This window comes from Bacteroides caecigallinarum, assembly GCF_016901995.1.
GTDB classification, from domain to species: domain Bacteria; phylum Bacteroidota; class Bacteroidia; order Bacteroidales; family Bacteroidaceae; genus Phocaeicola; species Phocaeicola cellulolyticus.
In genome coordinates this window covers 13,015-30,223 of the sequence record NZ_JACJLE010000033.1, presented here as the reverse complement: position 1 = coordinate 30,223, position 17,209 = coordinate 13,015, and the positions used below count along the sequence as shown (strand labels likewise).

The 17,209-nt window shown below is 43.5% G+C and carries 15 protein-coding genes; 9 read left to right on the top strand and 6 right to left on the bottom strand.

Annotation, left to right across the window (positions count from 1 at the left end):
• Positions 1–12 precede the first annotated feature (12 nt).
• Positions 13–1,581 (top strand): glycoside hydrolase family 43 protein, encoded by a 1,569-nt coding sequence (locus H6A61_RS09575; protein WP_204393186.1) that lies wholly within the window; start codon positions 13–15, stop codon positions 1,579–1,581.
• Between the two features lie 109 nt (positions 1,582–1,690).
• The gene (locus H6A61_RS09570) at positions 1,691–2,182 is read left to right on the top strand and encodes a 3'-5' exonuclease (protein WP_154042520.1); all 492 of its coding nucleotides are present in this window, start codon (positions 1,691–1,693) and stop codon (positions 2,180–2,182) included.
• Between the two features lie 32 nt (positions 2,183–2,214).
• Here the strand turns inward: H6A61_RS09570 and H6A61_RS09565 are convergent, their stop codons facing one another.
• The 4 genes from H6A61_RS09565 to H6A61_RS09550 are packed head-to-tail and all read right to left on the bottom strand — an operon-like array spanning position 2,215 to position 7,973.
• Complete coding sequence (locus H6A61_RS09565; RefSeq protein ID WP_204393184.1) at positions 2,215–2,856, bottom strand: DUF1847 domain-containing protein; 642 nt, start codon at positions 2,854–2,856, stop codon at positions 2,215–2,217.
• A 9-nt stretch (positions 2,857–2,865) separates the two neighbouring features.
• Entirely contained in the window at positions 2,866–5,001 is a 2,136-nt protein-coding gene (locus H6A61_RS09560) for a Tex family protein (protein ID WP_204393182.1), read from the bottom strand.
• 28 nt (positions 5,002–5,029) lie between these two features.
• Positions 5,030–6,316, bottom strand: coding sequence for a CobW family GTP-binding protein (locus H6A61_RS09555; protein ID WP_204393180.1), 1,287 nt, complete (start codon positions 6,314–6,316; stop codon positions 5,030–5,032).
• Entirely contained in the window at positions 6,309–7,973 is a 1,665-nt protein-coding gene (locus H6A61_RS09550) for an AMP-binding protein (RefSeq protein ID WP_204393178.1), read from the bottom strand. The genes H6A61_RS09555 and H6A61_RS09550 overlap by 8 nt, the downstream gene beginning before the upstream one ends.
• A gap of 149 nt (positions 7,974–8,122) precedes the next feature.
• Between H6A61_RS09550 and H6A61_RS09545 the strand changes: the two genes are divergently transcribed.
• From H6A61_RS09545 to H6A61_RS09535, 3 genes are all read left to right on the top strand, one after another.
• Positions 8,123–8,428, top strand: coding sequence for a DUF4286 family protein (locus tag H6A61_RS09545; protein WP_154042524.1), 306 nt, complete (start codon positions 8,123–8,125; stop codon positions 8,426–8,428).
• Positions 8,425–8,994 carry a crossover junction endodeoxyribonuclease RuvC gene (gene ruvC, locus H6A61_RS09540; RefSeq protein WP_204393176.1) on the top strand — a complete coding sequence of 190 codons (570 nt, stop codon included), beginning with the start codon at positions 8,425–8,427 and terminating at the stop codon, positions 8,992–8,994. The genes H6A61_RS09545 and ruvC overlap by 4 nt, the downstream gene beginning before the upstream one ends.
• An 82-nt stretch (positions 8,995–9,076) precedes the next feature.
• The gene (locus H6A61_RS09535; RefSeq protein ID WP_204393174.1) at positions 9,077–10,522 is read left to right on the top strand and encodes an ATP-binding cassette domain-containing protein; all 1,446 of its coding nucleotides are present in this window, start codon (positions 9,077–9,079) and stop codon (positions 10,520–10,522) included.
• On the opposite strand, the gene H6A61_RS09530 is transcribed toward H6A61_RS09535, so the two are convergent.
• On the bottom strand, positions 10,519–11,682 hold the full coding sequence (locus H6A61_RS09530; RefSeq protein WP_204393172.1) for a dicarboxylate/amino acid:cation symporter: 1,164 nt from the start codon (positions 11,680–11,682) through the stop codon (positions 10,519–10,521). The genes H6A61_RS09535 and H6A61_RS09530 overlap by 4 nt on opposite strands.
• An 18-nt stretch (positions 11,683–11,700) precedes the next feature.
• Positions 11,701–12,189, bottom strand: a complete 489-nt coding sequence (locus H6A61_RS09525; RefSeq protein ID WP_204393170.1) for a pyridoxamine 5'-phosphate oxidase family protein — start codon at positions 12,187–12,189, stop codon at positions 11,701–11,703.
• Positions 12,190–12,271: 82 nt separating this feature from the next.
• Here H6A61_RS09525 and H6A61_RS09520 point away from each other — a divergent pair, with 82 nt between their 5' ends.
• The 4 genes from H6A61_RS09520 (at position 12,272) to H6A61_RS09505 (ending at position 17,099) form a co-directional block, all read left to right on the top strand.
• Complete coding sequence (locus H6A61_RS09520; RefSeq protein ID WP_204393168.1) at positions 12,272–13,939, top strand: formate--tetrahydrofolate ligase; 1,668 nt, start codon at positions 12,272–12,274, stop codon at positions 13,937–13,939.
• A gap of 186 nt (positions 13,940–14,125) precedes the next feature.
• Complete coding sequence (locus H6A61_RS09515; RefSeq protein ID WP_204393166.1) at positions 14,126–14,746, top strand: TetR/AcrR family transcriptional regulator; 621 nt, start codon at positions 14,126–14,128, stop codon at positions 14,744–14,746.
• A gap of 105 nt (positions 14,747–14,851) precedes the next feature.
• Positions 14,852–16,132 (top strand): TolC family protein, encoded by a 1,281-nt coding sequence (locus tag H6A61_RS09510; protein WP_204393164.1) that lies wholly within the window; start codon positions 14,852–14,854, stop codon positions 16,130–16,132.
• A 76-nt stretch (positions 16,133–16,208) separates the two neighbouring features.
• Positions 16,209–17,099 carry an HlyD family secretion protein gene (locus tag H6A61_RS09505; protein ID WP_204393162.1) on the top strand — a complete coding sequence of 297 codons (891 nt, stop codon included), beginning with the start codon at positions 16,209–16,211 and terminating at the stop codon, positions 17,097–17,099.
• Positions 17,100–17,209: the final 110 nt, after the last annotated feature.

The following is a 17,209-nucleotide window of genomic DNA, read 5'->3' as shown; positions in this document are numbered from 1 at the left end:
TATACTGAAATTATGATAAAGAATTTATTTTTCTCATTGGGATTGCTCTTAATGTCCGGTCCTGCTTTTTCTGAAAGTGCCGGAAGGGCTGTAAATCCACTTATTTATTCTGATGTACCCGATATGTCGATGGTCAGGGTTGGAGACACGTATTACATGAGCAGTACAACCATGCACATGGTTCCCGGTGTACCTATAATGAAATCAAAGGATTTGTCGAACTGGGAACTTGCAGGTTATGCGTACGACACCCTTACTGACAGTCTGGCTACGATGAATCTTGAGGATGGAAAGAATACATACGGACGGGGTTCGTGGGCAAGCTGCATCCGCTACCATAACGGAAAGTATTATGTCTCTACCTTTGCTCAGACTACCAATAAAACATATTTTTTCATTACGGACAATCCAGAAAAGGGCCCGTGGAAACGTATAGAGTTTTCTCCTTCGTATCATGACATGAATTTCTTTTTTGATGAGGACGGTAAAAAATATATGATTTACGGAAATGGAAAGCTTGTCATGGCAGAGCTTAAAGACGATTTGTCGGGAATATTGCCTGAAACCAAACATGTTCTTATAGAGAATGCCAGTGCTCCTGCAGGAGACAATATCATGCTTGGTTCTGAAGGCTCGCAGCTGTTTAAGGTGAATGGTAAATACTATCTGTTTAATATCGTATGGCCAAGAAACGAAATGCGTACGGTAGTGGTTCACCGTGCCGACAAGATTACAGGTCCTTATGAGGGCAGGGTGGTGTTCCAGGACAAGGGTATTGCCCAGGGTGGTATCGTTGATACTCCAGATGGACGGTGGTTTGCTTATCTGTTCCAGGATTGTGGGGCGGTAGGACGTATCCCTTATCTGGTGCCAATGGAGTGGAAAGACGGATGGCCGGTTATTGGAGTAAACGGCAAAGCTCCCGAATATCTGGATTTGCCTGCTTCCAAAGGTCTCGATCCCGGAATTGTATGCTCCGACGATTTCTCAAGAAAGTCAGGTGAGAGGGCATTGCCTCTGACATGGCAGTGGAACCATAATCCTGATAATTCCTTGTGGTCTGTTTCCGACCGTAAAGGTTATCTGCGCCTTACTACAGGAAGTGTAACCAACTCTATCTTACAAGCTAAAAATACATTGACACAACGAACTTTCGGTCCTGTATCGTCGGCTACTACCTGTGTAGATGTTTCTGCAATGAAAGACGGTGATTATGCGGGTCTGTCGCTGTTCCAGAAAAAATACGGTTATGTGGCAGTGAAGAAAGTTGATAACAAGAGATATATTGTCATGGAGGACGCTTCCGGTAATGAACCTGTGGAGGTGGCCAGCATACCGTGTAAATCAGATAAAGTGTATTTTAAGGCAGAATGTGATTTCAGAGACCGCACCGACAAGGGCTATTTCTATTATAGTCTTGACGGTAAGAATTGGACGGAAATAGGTAGTGTGGTGAAAATGCAATACACCATGCCGCATTTCATGGGATACCGTTTCGGATTGTTCAATTATGCCACTAAAGAGACAGGCGGTTATGTAGATTTCGACTTTTTCAAGATAGACGACAGTATCTCCAGATAATGTATATCTGATATAAAAGAAAAAAGTTCCCGGATTGTTACATTTTCGGGAACTTTTTTGTTGGGATATGTTATATTAGTAACTTTGCCTGTACGAATATTTATAAGATATGGAAAACTTTGCAGCAATAGATTTTGAAACAGCCAACTATGAGCGTAGTTCTGTTTGTTCTGTCGGCATCGTTATAGTGCGTAATGGTGAGATTGTTGACAGATTTTATTCATTGATACAGCCCGAACCTAATTATTATAATTACCGTTGTTCGTGCGTTCATGGATTGAGCTGTTCTGATACTGATGATGCTCCTGTGTTTAGCGAAGTATGGTCAAAAGTAGAACCTTTGATAGAAGGTTTGCCGTTGGTGGCACATAACAAGTCTTTCGACGAAGGATGTCTGAAAGCGGCTTTTCGCGTTTACAGGATGGACTATCCGGACTATGAGTTTTATGACACATTGTATGCGGCACGCAAGGCATTCCCTTATTTGGACAATCACAGGCTTGACACTGTCGCTGCCGAATGCGGTTATGACCTGTCACATCATCATCATGCCCTGGCTGATGCAGAGGCGTGTGCGGTGATAGCCATAAATATTCTGTAGGCATCCGGCAGTCCGTCAATCTGAAAGAACCGTCATTTATTGTCCTTAAAGAATTTCTTGTGATAATATGAATTGGCTGTATAAAGTGCTGCTACAGGATTGTTGCCTGTCACACGGTCTTTGGTCACAAGAGTAGTGACATACGCATCCGAATATTTGTAGAACAGGCTGTCATGTCCCACGCACAAACCAATCACCACATTCAGGTCGGTCTTTGCCTTGTTAAGCAGGCGTGCCTGCATTATTGGGTTACACATGGCAGGGCCTATCTTCTCACATTCTGCCGGTATTCCCATTGATGTTTTTGCCTGTCCTGCCACTTTGCATATCACCGAATAGACTTCAAATCCGTTTGCTCTCAGTATCTTTGCGAATATGCGTGCCTCATTTATCAGACCGATGCAGTTGGCTATACCGATACGTTTGGCATTTATCTTTCTGGCGAATTCCATTATCTCCTGTACTCTTGTCCACTGGCAGTATCCTTCGTATTCCACTTCGGCACTGGCAATCATTATTTGCCGGTTGTTGCCTTCGTCATATCTTTCCAAAGCCCATTCCTTATCTTCTTCAGTCAAGGCTGTAGTTAGGCAGAAGTCAGGATATGTGCGGTCCTTGAACTTGCAGTTCTGTGTTCCGCAGTCCACACATGAGTGTATTGTTTCTTTTCCCATAATATAAAATTATTTTATTCCTTTCATCGTAAGCTGTACACGCTTCCTTTCATGGTCTATTCCGAGGACTCTGACACGTACATGCTGATGTATGCTGACCACAGTAGTAGGGTCGCTCACGAACTTGTCAGCAAGCTGGGAGATGTGTACAAGACCGTTCTCCTTTATACCTATATCGACGAAACAGCCGAAGTTGGTGATGTTTGTCACTATTCCCGGCAGTTCCATACCTTCACGGAGGTCGTCAAGTGTCTTTACGTTCTTGTCGAACTCGAATACCTGAATCTGCTGGCGAGGATCTCTTCCCGGTTTGTCGAGTTCCTTCATTATGTCGTTAAGGGTAGGGAGGCCTACAGTATCAGTAACATATTTCTTTATATCTATTTTGGCTCTCAGTTCCTTGTCCTTGATAAGGTCGGCTACAGTACATTTCATGTCCTTTGCCATCTTTTCCACTATGGCGTAGCTTTCAGGATGAACGGCAGAATTGTCGAGAGGATTGTCTGCTCCAGGTATTCTAAGGAAACCTGCACACTGTTCGAAAGCCTTCGCTCCCATGCGGGGAACTTTCAAGAGTTCTTTTCGTGATGCGAAAGGTCCGTTTTCAGTTCTGTAGTCCACAATGTTCTGAGCCAGTGAAGGCCCTAAGCCTGATACGTATGTCAGAAGATGCTTGCTGGCAGTATTGAGGTTCACTCCGACAAGATTTACGCAACTTTCCACTGTGCGGTCAAGAGACTCTTTCAGCTTAGTCTGGTCAACATCATGCTGGTATTGTCCCACACCGATGGATTTTGCATCAATCTTTACCAGCTCTGCCAGAGGGTCCATCAGACGACGGCCTATGGAGACTGCTCCACGCACAGTTACATCATAGTCCGGGAATTCCTCACGCGCTGTTTTCGAAGCCGAATAGATTGAAGCTCCGTCCTCGCTTACTACGAACACCTGCACCTCACGGTCGTATCTTTGGGAAGTTACGAAACGCTCTGTCTCACGGCTTGCTGTTCCGTTTCCTATGGCGATTGCTTCTATCTTGTATTGTTCAACGAGTTTTACAATCTTTCTTGCAGCCAGTGCCTCTTCCGATTTAGGCGGATGAGGGTATATGGCTTCGTTGTGAAGCAATGTTCCCTGAGCGTCCAAACATACCACCTTACAGCCTGTTCTGAATCCCGGGTCGATACCCATCACACGTTTCTGTCCCAATGGGGGAGCAAGAAGCAGCTGTCTCAGGTTTTCGGCAAATACACGGATTGCCTCCTCATCGGCTTTCTCTTTGCTGAGGGCTGAGAACTCTGTTTCTATAGCCGGCTTTAGCAGACGTTTGTAAGCATCCTTTACCGCTTCCGCCACTTGCGAAGAGCATTCACCGTTACCTCTTACGAACTGGCGTTCAAGTCTGTCTGTACATTCCTCGTCTTCTTCCGGTGAGATTGTCACTTTCAGAATACCTTCGGCTTCACCACGGCGGATTGCAAGCAGACGGTGTGAAGTACAGCGCTTCAGTGGTTCGCTGAAATCGAAATAGTCGCGATACTTTGCAGCATCCTCTTCCTTTTCTTTGCCTTTCACCACTTTGGCTGTTATTATGGCCTGACGTGTAAATATATTTCTTACCTGATTTCTGGCTCTTTCATCTTCGTTCACCTGTTCGGCAATGATGTCGCGTGCACCTTTCAGCGCGTCTTCCTCGTCCTTTACCTCACCCTTTACGAATTGGGCTGCCTTTGCCATAAGGTTGTTTTCGCGCTGCATCATCAGGATGATTGCCAGTGGCTCAAGTCCTTTCTGGCGAGCGGCTTCGGCCCTCGTTTTTCTTTTAGGCTTGAAAGGAAGATATATGTCCTCCAGTTCTGTAGAGTCCCAGCAGTTGTCTATTCTGTTCTTCGGCTCGGCAGTCATTTTGCCCTGCTCCTCTATAGTGGAAATGATGGTTTCCTTGCGTTTTGCAAGTTCGCACAGTTTCTCGTATCTGTCGTTTATTTCGCTTATCTGCACCTCGTCCATACCTCCTGTAGCCTCTTTTCTGTATCGGCTGATGAACGGTATGGTTGCTCCGCCCTGAAGAAGTTTCAGAGTGTTTTCCACTCTGTGTTCCTGCAGCTTCATGGCGGCAGCTATCATCTTGCTGAATTGTTCCATGTGATTGTGTGTGGATATTAGTTTAAGTTTATTCTTTTACCAGACATGCGTCAAGCTCTTTGATGAGCTGTTCCTTGTCCATATTTTTTCCTATGAATACTATTTTCTGCATTCTGTCGCCGTACTTTTCGTCCCAGTCTCTCATCAGTCCCGGTTCCTGTTCCAGCAGTCTTTTGATGTCTGCTTCCGGTAGGGTAGCATACCACAGTCCGGCTTCGGAAATCTGTTTCTGCTTGCCTGCCTGTTCGAAGAGGTACGACATTTCAGGCTGGTCGCTGAAATAGCATACGCCTTTGGCGCGTATTATGCTTTTTGGCCATCTTGACGAAATGAAGTAATCGAAACGGTTCATGTCGAATGCTGCACGTCTGAAGTAGAGTAGTGTGCTTATGCCATATTCTTCTGTTTCGCCACCTTCGTGGTGATGATGGTGCCCGCACGAACATTCTCCTTCGTGGTGATGATGTCCGCATGAACACTCTTCCCCGTTTTCGTGATGATGATGCTTGTCATGATTGCAGTGGCATTCTTCATCATGATGGTGATGATGGCAATGGCTGTCAGTATCTTCTTCAGTTACATGCTTGCCCAGTTCCTGTACCCATCCTGCTGATGCTGCTACGTGTTCGTATCTGAACATCGAAGTTGATATAATCCTGTCAAGGTCAATATCTGTATAGTCGCATTCTATAATCTCTGCAGCAGGCTGAAGTGTCTTTACTATACGGTGTATGGTCTCAAGTTCTTCTGGGGTTACTTCTGAAGCTTTATTCAGTAAAACTATATTACAGAATTCTATCTGGTGTATAAGCAGATTTTCAATATCGTCTTCAGAAAGATTTTTATCTGTAAGGCTTTCGGCACAGCAGAATTCATCCTTCATACGAAGTGCGTCAACCACTGTTACCACAGAGTCAAGGCGTGTGATACCATACTTGGTGTATGCGCCTCCCAGTTGAGGTATCGAGCAGATAGTGTTTGCTATGGATTCCGGCTCACATATTCCGCTTGCCTCTATAACAATATAGTCGAATTTCTCTGTTTTGAGGATTCCTAAAATCTGTTCTATAAGGTCTGTTCTCAGTGTGCAGCAGATACATCCGTTCTGCAGAGCCACAAGGCTGTCGTCGTTCATACCGACAACTCCCTGACGCTGTATCAGCTCGGCATCAATGTTCACTTCGCCGATGTCGTTTACAATGACAGCAAATCTGATGCCCTTTTTGTTGGAAAGAATTCTGTTGACGAGAGTGGTTTTCCCACTTCCCAGATATCCTGTAAGCAACAGTACAGGTATTTCTTTAATTTTATCCATCTATATTCTGATATAAGAATCTCTTGATGCTCTTCTTGGCAGTCTTTTCAAATTCTTCAGGATATAGTTTGACTTTTGAAATCTGCGAGAATGCAGGAAGAGTTTTGTTAAGTTCTATTCTGTTTTGCTCTATGGCTTCTTCCAGTTGTGATAATGACAGTCCGTGTGCAAAAGCGTCATCGCTGTCAGGATATACCAGAGCGACAAGTTTCTCGCCTTTCAGTATGATAAGCGATTCGTTGACGTACGGCATATTGTTTAGCTTGGCCTCAATTTCTTCAGGATAGATGTTTTGTCCTGTAGAAGTGAGCAGCATGTTCTTGCATCTTCCTTTTATGAAGATGTTGCCTTCCGCATCTTTTATAGCCATGTCGCCTGTGTGCAACCATCCTTCATTGTCTATTGCCTGTGATGTAGCTTCCTCATTCTTGTAATATCCCAACATCACGTTTGCGCCACGACAGACAAGTTCGCCAGGCACAGTCTCCGGATTGTCGGAAAGAACTTTGGTTTCCATATTCGCTACAGTCTTTCCGCATGACTGGTATTTTATTTCGTCCCAACGGCTGTGGCATATCAAAGGCGCACATTCCGTCATACCGTATGCAATGGTGTAAGGGAAGTTTATCTTTCTTAGGAAGGCCTCTACTTCGGCATTGAACGGAGCACCGCCTATGACTATCTCGATGAAATTGCCTCCGAATGCCTGCATTGCGTGATGACGTATCTGTTCTTTAATCTTGTCGCTGATGATAGGCAGGTTAAGAAGCAGTTTTCCCAGTTTGTTGTCAACGTGCGGCAATATGTTCTTCTTTATAATCTTTTCTACTATAAGCGGAACGCATGCGATAACTCTAGGCCTTATTTCTGAAAAAGACTCTGCTATAATCTTAGGACTTGGCATACGTGTCAGGAACCAAAGATGTGCTCCTACTGTGATGCCGTATAGAAAATCGAACACAAGGCCGAATATATGTCCCAATGGCAACATTGAAACGATGTTGTCACCGGCCATAAGTCCTACTTTCTCGTGTATGTGGATGATGTTAGATTGAATAGCCCTGTACGGGAGCATTACACCTTTAGAATATCCCGTAGTGCCGGAAGTGTAATTGATTACTGCGAGCTCTTCCGGTTCCTCTTTTCTGTAGGAAACTTGTTCGGCTCTGAAACGGCACGGATATTTCTTTCCGAATTCCTCGTTAAGATGCTCTCTGGCGTATGTCAGCTGTTCTGAACGTGAAACCACCAGATCGAAATTCTTCAATTCTATGATACCTTCAAGCAGAGGCATACACGCTTCGTTCAGGTTCTCCCATATCTGGTCGCCGGCAAACAGCATTCTCGCTCCAGAGTGATTTACTATGTGGTGTATGTTGTCAGGCTTGAATTCGTGAAGGATTGGCACTGCCACACCGCCGTATGTGATTATTGCCAGAAACATTGCAGTCCAGTTTGCACTGTTACGTCCGCACAATGCTATCTTGTCTCCCGGTTTTATTCCTGCATGTTGGAGCAGAATATGCATTTTCTCAATCTTTCTTGCTACATCCTTATATTGGAGTGTTATTCCCTTATAGTCGGTTAGCGCATTTCTGTCCCAGTTTTGTTTTATGCTTTTTTCTATTAATTCTATAAAGCTGTTGTTTAATTCCATGTCAAACAAAATATGTACACATTTCGTGATAATGTGTGCAAAAATAGTAAAAGTTAATTTAACGTAGGCATGGTATGTTTATTTATTTTTAATTATTCCTGCCATTTCTGTATAAATCCTTATATTTGCAGTGTTAAAGATTTACATTTATGCTTATTTACAATACTACATTTCATGTTGAGATGAATGATGCCAGAAATTTCGTAATCTGGTTGAACGAGTGTTATATCCCTGAAGCAGAGAAGACCGGGGAGTTGAAAAATCCGCGTATCTTGCGTATCCTGAACCATAAGGAACAGGACAGCGAGTGTTTCTCACTCCAGTGGGAGGTAGAAGACAGTGCAGCTCTTCACAGCTGGCATACCAAGTGTGGTGCCCGTATGAACGAGGAGATGGCAAAGATTTTCAAGGATAAGGTTATAGGTTTCCCTACTTTGATGGAGGTTATAAAGTGATTTGTCCCGTTAAGGAAAAGATAATATTAGGTATCGACCCCGGAACCAACATTATGGGTTATGGCGTAATAAAGGTTGTGGGTACCAAAGCTGAGGTTGTCACCCTTGGGGTGATAGATATGCGTAAGTTCACCGATCCGTATCTGAAACTGAAACATATCTACGAACGTGTGCAGGGAGTGATAAACTCATATCTTCCGGACGAGCTTGCCATTGAGGCTCCTTTCTTCGGAAAGAACGTCCAGTCCATGCTCAAACTGGGCAGGGCTCAGGGTGTGGCTATAGTGGCGGCATTGTGCAGGGATATACCTGTAACTGAATATGCCCCGTTAAAGATTAAGATGGCCATTACCGGTAACGGTCAGGCAAGCAAGGAACAGGTGGCAGACATGCTGCGACGCATGCTTAAAATCAGGAAAGAGGACATCGGACCTTTTATGGATGCCACAGACGCCTTGGGAGCGGCATATTGCCATTACCTGCAGATGGGACGACCTGAAACCCATAAGGCTTATTCGGGATGGAAAGATTTTATAGCGAAGAATCCTGATAAGGTGGTGAAGTAGTTCTTAATTAATAATTAAAAATTAATAGTTAAGAATTGCTGCTAAGAACTAAAAGCTAACAACCAACAACTAAAGAAAAACAATGCAACAACGAGTTATTTCAGTATCAAATGGCGTTACCCGTCATCCTCTGTACAGGATGGGTAAGCCTGTAGATTTCTGCTTGAATGCAGGCGAGCAATTGGCAGTGGTAGGTCCTAACGGTGGAGGTAAAAGTATTCTTATAGATATCATTACAGGAAAATATCCTCTGTTGATGAATGAGGTGGCATACGATTTTTCACCTTCAAGTTCAAATCTTGTTTCGGACAATCTCAGATACATAACATTCCGCGATTCGTATGGCGATGCAGACGGTAGCTATTACTATCAGCAGAGATGGAACTCGCAGGATATGGAGAATATTCCTGTAGTGGGCGATCTTCTTCCACAGTGCAAGGATGAAAAGCTGAAAGAAAGTCTTTACACTCTGTTCAGAATAGAAGAAATGCTGCAGAAGCCTATCATACTTCTTTCAAGCGGAGAGTTGAGAAAGTTCCAGCTGACAAAGACATTGCTTTCTGGACCAAGAGTTCTCATTATGGATAATCCTTTCATCGGACTTGATGCCCGTACACGTGATTTGCTTAAGTCGCTTCTTGCAGAGCTTATAAAGGTTATAGGTCTTCAGGTTATCCTTGTACTTTCCAAATCGGACGATATTCCTGACTTCATCAGTCATGTGATAACTGTTGAGAATATGATATGTGGCGAGAAACTTCCACGTTCCGAATACACTGGTGTCTGTGTACCGGAAAAGATGCTTTCCGACGAAAAGGTTCAGGCTATACTTGATATGCCTTATAAGGATAATCTGTATAAGGCAGCCAATGTAGTCAAACTGAATAAGGTAAGTATCCGCTATGGCGAAAGAACTATTCTCCGTGAACTTGACTGGACAGTGAAGTGTGGAGAGAAATGGGCCTTGAGCGGTGAGAACGGTGCCGGAAAGTCAACACTTCTGAGTCTGGTTTGTGCCGACAATCCACAGAGCTATGCCTGCGACATCACTCTGTTCGACCGTAAGCGCGGCAGTGGCGAGAGTATATGGGAAATCAAGAAGCATATCGGTTACGTCAGTCCAGAGATGCACAGAGCCTATCTGAAGAATATTCCTGCCATAGATATTGTGGCAAGCGGACTTCACGATTCTATAGGACTTTACAAGCGTCCTAAGGAAGAGGACAGGGAAGTGTGTCTGTTCTGGATGGATATCTTCGGAGTGAAGCAGTTGGCAGACAGGAGTTTCCTGCAGTTGTCAAGCGGCGAGCAGCGACTAGTCCTTCTGGCACGTGCTTTCGTTAAAGATCCTGAGCTTCTGATACTCGACGAGCCGCTTCACGGACTTGACCTGTACAACCGTCGTCTGGTGAAAGATGTAATAGAAATATTCTGCCGTCGAAACGACAAGACCATGATTATGGTTACCCATTACAAGGAAGAGCTTCCTGCCTGCATTACCGATTCATTGTATCTGGTCAGGAATTAAGCTTTCTTCCTGAACCAGCGGTCTATAATGACAGCCAGCGCACCGTCGCCTGTCACATTGCAGGCTGTGCCGAAGCTGTCCATTGCAATATAAAGTGCTATCATCAGTGCTTGGGCGTTATCATCAAATCCAAGCATTGATGACAGTATTCCCAATGATGCCATAATCGCTCCGCCTGGTACACCCGGAGCTGCAACCATGGTTATTCCCAACATGAATATGAATCCCGACATCATCTTGAAGTCGTAAGGTATGTCTTGCATCATCATCAGAGCAAGGGCACATGCCACAATCTTCATCGTACTTCCCGACAGATGTATCGTGGCACACAGAGGTATCACAAATCCTGCGGTATCTTCGTTCACTCCGTTCTTGACTGTCTGTTTCAGAGTTACCGGTATGGTGGCGGCAGATGACTGCGTACCCAGTGCTGTGAAATAGGCCGGCATCATGTTTGCAAGCATCCTGAAAGGGTTTTTGCCTGCTATTAGTCCTGCTATCACATATTGGAAAACCAACAGAAGTATATGAAGGATGAAGATTATTCCGATAATCTTGATGAACACACTCAACACGTGGAACACCTGTCCCGAGTGTGTCATATTGAAGAATATGCCGAAGATGTATATCGGCAACAGCGGAAGGATAACCTTCTGGATGGTCTTTACGATAATATCCTTGAAATCGACGAAAGCATTTTTCAGATAGCTCGTATTGAGGTTAGCCATTCCCAGTCCAAGAGTGAAAGCCATGACGAGCGCCGTCATCACATTCAGTGGTTCGGGAATGTCGATGGTGAAGAACGGTACCACCCCGTTTGCCTCACTGATTTCCGAAAGCGGAATATCCCTTGTTATGAGCATCGGGAAGAAAGTCTCAACCACGGCGTATGAAGTAAACCCGGAGAAAAGTGTAGCTCCGTAAGCCAGCAGTGCAGTTACGGCAAGCATCTTTCCTGCTCCCTTGCCGATATCAGCAATGGCGGGAGCCACAAGTCCCACTATTATAAGAGGAATGATGAATGCCAGAAATTCGCTGAACAGTCCGTTGAATGTAACGAAAAATCTTACAGGCAGGGCAGGTGATATGATTCCAGCTCCGATACCTAACACTATGGCTATTATAATCTGAGTAAGTAGTCCGGGTCTTTTCAGTTTCATGTTGTTGTGGGTTTAAGTTTAGAACATGGCTTTGCTTTTTCCGCTTATGCTTTCTATATCCAGTCTGATAATCTCTGTGCGGTGGAAAGATTTGTTGGCGTATTCCATACCCATAATCTTATGGTCAGGACAATACTTGCTTATGAACAGTGAAAGTGCCGACATACGTTCCGCTTCGTGCAGACTGTGATGTGCGGTACATTTCATCACTACACTCTCATAGCCGGTGGTAAACTTGTCAGGGTGAATTTGGGTTTTTCCAACCACGCAGAATGACACGTTAGGGTTCGCATCAATACATTTCAGCTTTCTGCCTACCGGGGCACAGTGGATGTATATCGAGTTTCCCCTGTCCCAAACGTAGCTCAACGGTATTCCGTAAGCACCGTCTGCGTCTTCGCTCACCATTGACAAAATGCCATATTCACCTTCTTTTATTATCTCCATTGCACGCTTTTCGTCAAGTAATCTGTCCTGACGGCGGACTTCTTTATTGCTAAATTCCATAGTTAGTGTATATTACTTTGTTGTTTCATTCACAAATATAAAGTTTTTTTTCTTACCTTTGCAAGCATCTAAAAATAAGAATATGAAATCAGATATAGAAATCGCACGCAGTATTGAGTTAACCAAAATCAAACAGGTTGCCGCAAATTTCGGAATGCCATTGGAATACGTCACACACTACGGACGCTACATGGCTAAAGTTTCGGAAGAAATAATAGATGAAGAGAAAGTAAAAAACAGTAACCTTATTCTGGTTACAGCCATTACTCCTACAAAGGCAGGTATCGGTAAGACTACAGTGTCAATAGGTCTGGCATTGGGACTTAACAAGATAGGCAAGAAAGCTATCTGTGCATTGCGCGAGCCTTCACTCGGCCCATGTTTCGGTATGAAGGGTGGTGCAGCCGGAGGTGGTTATGCACAGGTTCTTCCTATGGAGAAAATCAATCTTCATTTCACTGGCGACTTCCACGCCATCACTTCTGCACATAACATGATTGCAGCACTTCTTGACAACTACATGTATCAGAACCAGGACAACGGTTTTGCCATGAAGGAAGTGTTGTGGAACAGAGTGCTCGACGTAAACGACCGTGGATTGAGATATATCGTTACAGGTCTTGGCGGCAAGACAAACGGTATCACACGCGAATCAAGTTTTGATATCACTCCTGCATCGGAAATCATGGCTATCCTTTGTCTTGCAAAGGATGAGGCTGACCTTCGCCGCAGAATAGAGAATATTCTCCTTGGCTTTACTATCGATAACAAGCCTTTCACAGTGAAAGATCTTGGAGTGGCAGGTGCCATAACAGTGTTGCTGAAGGATGCTCTTTCTCCAAACCTTGTACAGACTACAGAGGCTACTCCTGCATTCGTTCACGGAGGTCCGTTCGCCAATATAGCACACGGATGTAACTCTGTTCTTGCTACCAAGCTTGCAATGACTTTCGGTGACTATGTAATTACAGAAGCCGGATTCGGTGCCGACCTGGGTGCAGAAAAATTCTATGACATCAAGTGCCGCAAGGCAGGTCTGCAGCCTAAGCTTACAGTGATTGTTGCAACTGCTCAGGGACTGAAGATGCATGGTGGAGTTGAAATTGACAAGATTAAGGAACCTAACCTTGAAGGATTGCGCGAGGGAGTGAAGAACCTCGACAAGCATATCGAGAACCTTCAGTCGTTCGGACAGACTGTAGTTGTGGCATTCAACCGTTATGCAAACGACACTGAGGAAGAAATCAACTTCGTTCGTCAGCACTGCGAGAAAATGGGAGTAGGATTTGCCGTTAACAATGCATTTGCCGAAGGTGGTGCAGGTGCTGTTGAGCTTGCAAACCTTGTAGTTGATACTATAGAGAACAAGCCGTCTGCTCCTCTCTCATTTGCATACGATGAAGAAGACTCAGTAGAGGTTAAGGTCACTAAAGTGGCATGCGAACTTTACGGTGCTAAACAGGTATTGTTCGGCCCTGCTGCAAGAAAGAAACTGAAGATGATAGAAGAACTCGGTTTCAGTCACTTCCCTATATGTATTGCCAAGACACAGTATTCGTTCTCTACAGATCCGAAACTGTACGGAGTGGCATCAGGATTCAACTTCGCAGTACGCGATATAGTAATCAATGCCGGAGCTGAGATGTTGGTAATCGTTGCAGGTGAAATGATGCGTATGCCGGGATTGCCTAAGGAACCACAGGCACTTCATATTGATATCGTTAACGGTGAAATAGAGGGCTTGTCTTAATTTTGAAGTTAAAGGAGCTATAGAAGTTAAATGAATTTACAGCACTCTTTGAGTGCTTGGATATTATAAAATCTGCCATGGGTGTTATGCTCTTGGCAGATTTTTTATGTCTTTTTGTTTCAATGTCTTGCATCTTTTAATTTAATTGTTTAACTTTGTAATTAAAGGATAAATTAACGGATTTAAATGAATAAAGACAAAAACAATATGGAGCAGAAAATCCTTGAATCAGCTGAAAAGTTATTCATGGAACAGGGATTTACCAATACTACAACAGCAAAAATTGCTAAAGAAGCAGGTTGTAATCAGGCATTAGTTCATTATTATTATCGTACTAAAGAACAATTGTTTGAAAGAATTTATAAAGAAAAGATGCAACTTATGGTTACAAGTGTGACGAATATAAATACTTCAGGTTCTACATTTGAAGAAAAAGTTGTATCTATAATTGATGCTCATTGGGATTTTCTTAATAGAAATCCTTTGATAGTTTGGTTTGCATTGAGAGAAAATCTTAATGGTTCGACTGCTCTAGTGAATTTGTTTATGAAAGAAATCAGACCTAAAGCAGCTCTTGCTTTCTCTAAGCTTGAAGAAGATTTAAATGAAGAAATAAAGAAAGGTAATATTTCTTCCATATCAATTTACGATCTTCTTATTACTATCATTTCGTTAGATATAGCACATTTTGTTATTATGCCATTTTATAATGTAATAATGGGTGATAGAGATTCATCTGTGAAACATATACTTGATAACAGAAAATCGGAGGTTATAAAAACTGTATTGGCAAGGTTGAAAAAGTAGTTAGTTTTTATGTACGGAGAATGCTCAATTCAGAAAAGGATTCCCGTATTTTTTTGATAATGTCGTTAATTAAGCAATTAAATAAAGTAGTTAAAGTATTGATATATGAAAAGACTATGTACTACCGCCATTGCAGTAGCCTTATCTGCATTGTGCTTCGGACAGACGAGTATAACCATTGAGGAGTGTTACAGCAAAGCCAGGGAGAATTATCCTCTAATCAGAAAGCTTGGTCTGGTGGAGAAGACTAAGGAATATAATATTGATAATCTCAACAAGGGGTATCTTCCTCAGCTGATGTTCTCATCTAAAGCCACATATCAGTCCGACGTTACAAAGATACCTATCGACCTTGAAGCTATGGGTTTTAAGGGAGTGGAGATTCCTCATCTCAGCCAGGATCAGTACGGTATATCGCTCGACCTCAATCAGACTATCTGGGATGGTGGGGCAATCAAATCATCTAAAGAAACCGTGAAATCATCTTCCGAAGTGGAAAAGAGCAATATTGAGGTCAGCCTCTATGCCGTTAATGAAAGGATTAACCAGATATATTTCGGAATTCTGCTTGCCGATGCCCAGATAGAACAGAACAGACTTCTGAAAAAAATACTTGCAGACAACTATTCTCAGGTGGAGTCGTACACAAAGAACGGAATTGCCAACCAGTCAGATTTGGATGCCATAAAGGTAGATATGATTAAGGCCGAGCAGAACGAAATAGACTTTGTGACGGCAAGGAACACATATATAACCATTCTAGCCAAACTGACAGGAATGGAGATAGATGGCGACACCAGATTAGTGAAACCTTTGCCGGAACGTCCAACGCAGAGCGATGCTTTCCGACGACCGGAAATGAGCCTGTTCGATGCGCAGGTGATGAAGTACAGAAGCGATTATAACCGTATCAATTCAGGGCTTTATCCCCGCCTGAGTGTTTTCGCCACAGGAGGATATGGCAAACCGGGACTTGATATGTTCGAAAATAAGTTTGCTCCATACTACATAGCCGGGATAAAGCTGAACTGGAATATCGGCAACTTCTATTCTCTGAAAAGTCAGAGAAAGCTGATACGCAACAATATAGATATGGTGGAAAACCAGCGTGAACTCTTTCTCTTCAATACTGATATAGACAAGACGCAGAAAGAGCTTGCAATAGACAAATACATGGATCAGATAAAGTACGATGACGAGATTATCCGCCTGAAGACTTCAATCAGAAAAGCATCGGAGGCAAAGATAGCCAACGGGACTATATCCGGTACCGACCTTATGCGTGACATCAATTCGGAGCATGCAGCCATACAGACAAAGATTCTGCATGAGATACAGCTTCTGCTTGCCATCTATGATTTCAAATATGTGATGAACGACTTTTAAATACTGTTTAAACACCGTTTAAAAGCTTTTTAAAACACTTTGCAAAAACTTTTCAATACATAAAAAACAGGGAAATATGAGAAACATTCTTTCTATTATATCAGCAATGGCTCTCCTGACAGCATGTTCGGGAAGCGACAGTAAGTACGATGCTTCAGGAGTATTCGAAGTGACAGAAGTAATGGTATCGGCAAGAGTGGCCGGTGAGATAATGGAACTTGATATAGACGAAGGTACGGAAGTTACGGCAGGTAAGCCTGTTGGATATATTGATACCGTACAGCTTTATCTTCAGAGGCTTCAGCTTGAGGCCAATGTCAAGGCTACAGAAAGCCGTATATGCGATGTGGAGAAACAGACAGCAGCCATACGTCAGCAGATTGCTACACAGAAAAAGGAAAAGACCCGATTCGAAAATCTTGTAAACGCCAATGCCGGAAACCGCAAGCAGTTGGACGATATCACTGCTGCCATCAATCTGTTGGAGAAACAGTTGAACGCACAGACCGAGACATTGATAAACGGCAATGCCAATGCCAAGGCTCAGGCTGAAGCCTTGAAGGCTCAGATAGCACTTACGAACGATATGATAAGCAAAAGTACTATCGCATCACCGGTTGACGGAACAGTTATGGCCAAGTATGTAGAAAAAGGAGAACTTGCCGTACAGGGACGCACTCTGTTCAAGGTGGCAAATATCAACGATATGTATCTGAAAGCCTATATCACATCCGGACAGATTACCGGTCTGAAGATTGGTCAGGAAGTAAAGGTTTTTGCCGACAGCGGTGACTCCGACAGAAAGGAATACCGCGGAGTAATTTCATGGATTTCAGACAAGGCAGAGTTTACTCCGAAGACCATCCAGACACGGGATGAACGTGCAAACCTGGTATATGCCGTCAAGATTAAGGTGCAGAACGACGGATATATCAAGCGCGGAATGTATGGCGAGGTGAGTTTCTGATTTGACAAGGCTTCAGTTACAAGGCTACAGGTTTCAGATACCAAAAAACAGGTACAGGAAAACCTGGTCAACTTGTCAACTTGTTACCTAATTTTTAATTCTTAATTCTT

What these genes read in the sequence shown, in the direction of transcription:
- H6A61_RS09575 (WP_204393186.1), top strand. Translation starts at nt 13, where the DNA reads ATGATAAAGAATTTATTTTTCTCATTGGGATTGCTCTTAATGTCCGGT.
- H6A61_RS09570 (WP_154042520.1), top strand. Translation starts at nt 1,691, where the DNA reads ATGGAAAACTTTGCAGCAATAGATTTTGAAACAGCCAACTATGAGCGT.
- H6A61_RS09565 (WP_204393184.1), bottom strand. Translation starts at nt 2,856, where the DNA reads ATGGGAAAAGAAACAATACACTCATGTGTGGACTGCGGAACACAGAAC.
- H6A61_RS09560 (WP_204393182.1), bottom strand. Translation starts at nt 5,001, where the DNA reads ATGGAACAATTCAGCAAGATGATAGCTGCCGCCATGAAGCTGCAGGAA.
- H6A61_RS09555 (WP_204393180.1), bottom strand. Translation starts at nt 6,316, where the DNA reads ATGGATAAAATTAAAGAAATACCTGTACTGTTGCTTACAGGATATCTG.
- H6A61_RS09550 (WP_204393178.1), bottom strand. Translation starts at nt 7,973, where the DNA reads ATGGAATTAAACAACAGCTTTATAGAATTAATAGAAAAAAGCATAAAA.
- H6A61_RS09545 (WP_154042524.1), top strand. Translation starts at nt 8,123, where the DNA reads ATGCTTATTTACAATACTACATTTCATGTTGAGATGAATGATGCCAGA.
- H6A61_RS09535 (WP_204393174.1), top strand. Translation starts at nt 9,077, where the DNA reads ATGCAACAACGAGTTATTTCAGTATCAAATGGCGTTACCCGTCATCCT.
- H6A61_RS09530 (WP_204393172.1), bottom strand. Translation starts at nt 11,682, where the DNA reads ATGAAACTGAAAAGACCCGGACTACTTACTCAGATTATAATAGCCATA.
- H6A61_RS09525 (WP_204393170.1), bottom strand. Translation starts at nt 12,189, where the DNA reads ATGGAATTTAGCAATAAAGAAGTCCGCCGTCAGGACAGATTACTTGAC.
- H6A61_RS09520 (WP_204393168.1), top strand. Translation starts at nt 12,272, where the DNA reads ATGAAATCAGATATAGAAATCGCACGCAGTATTGAGTTAACCAAAATC.
- H6A61_RS09515 (WP_204393166.1), top strand. Translation starts at nt 14,126, where the DNA reads ATGAATAAAGACAAAAACAATATGGAGCAGAAAATCCTTGAATCAGCT.
- H6A61_RS09510 (WP_204393164.1), top strand. Translation starts at nt 14,852, where the DNA reads ATGAAAAGACTATGTACTACCGCCATTGCAGTAGCCTTATCTGCATTG.
- H6A61_RS09505 (WP_204393162.1), top strand. Translation starts at nt 16,209, where the DNA reads ATGAGAAACATTCTTTCTATTATATCAGCAATGGCTCTCCTGACAGCA.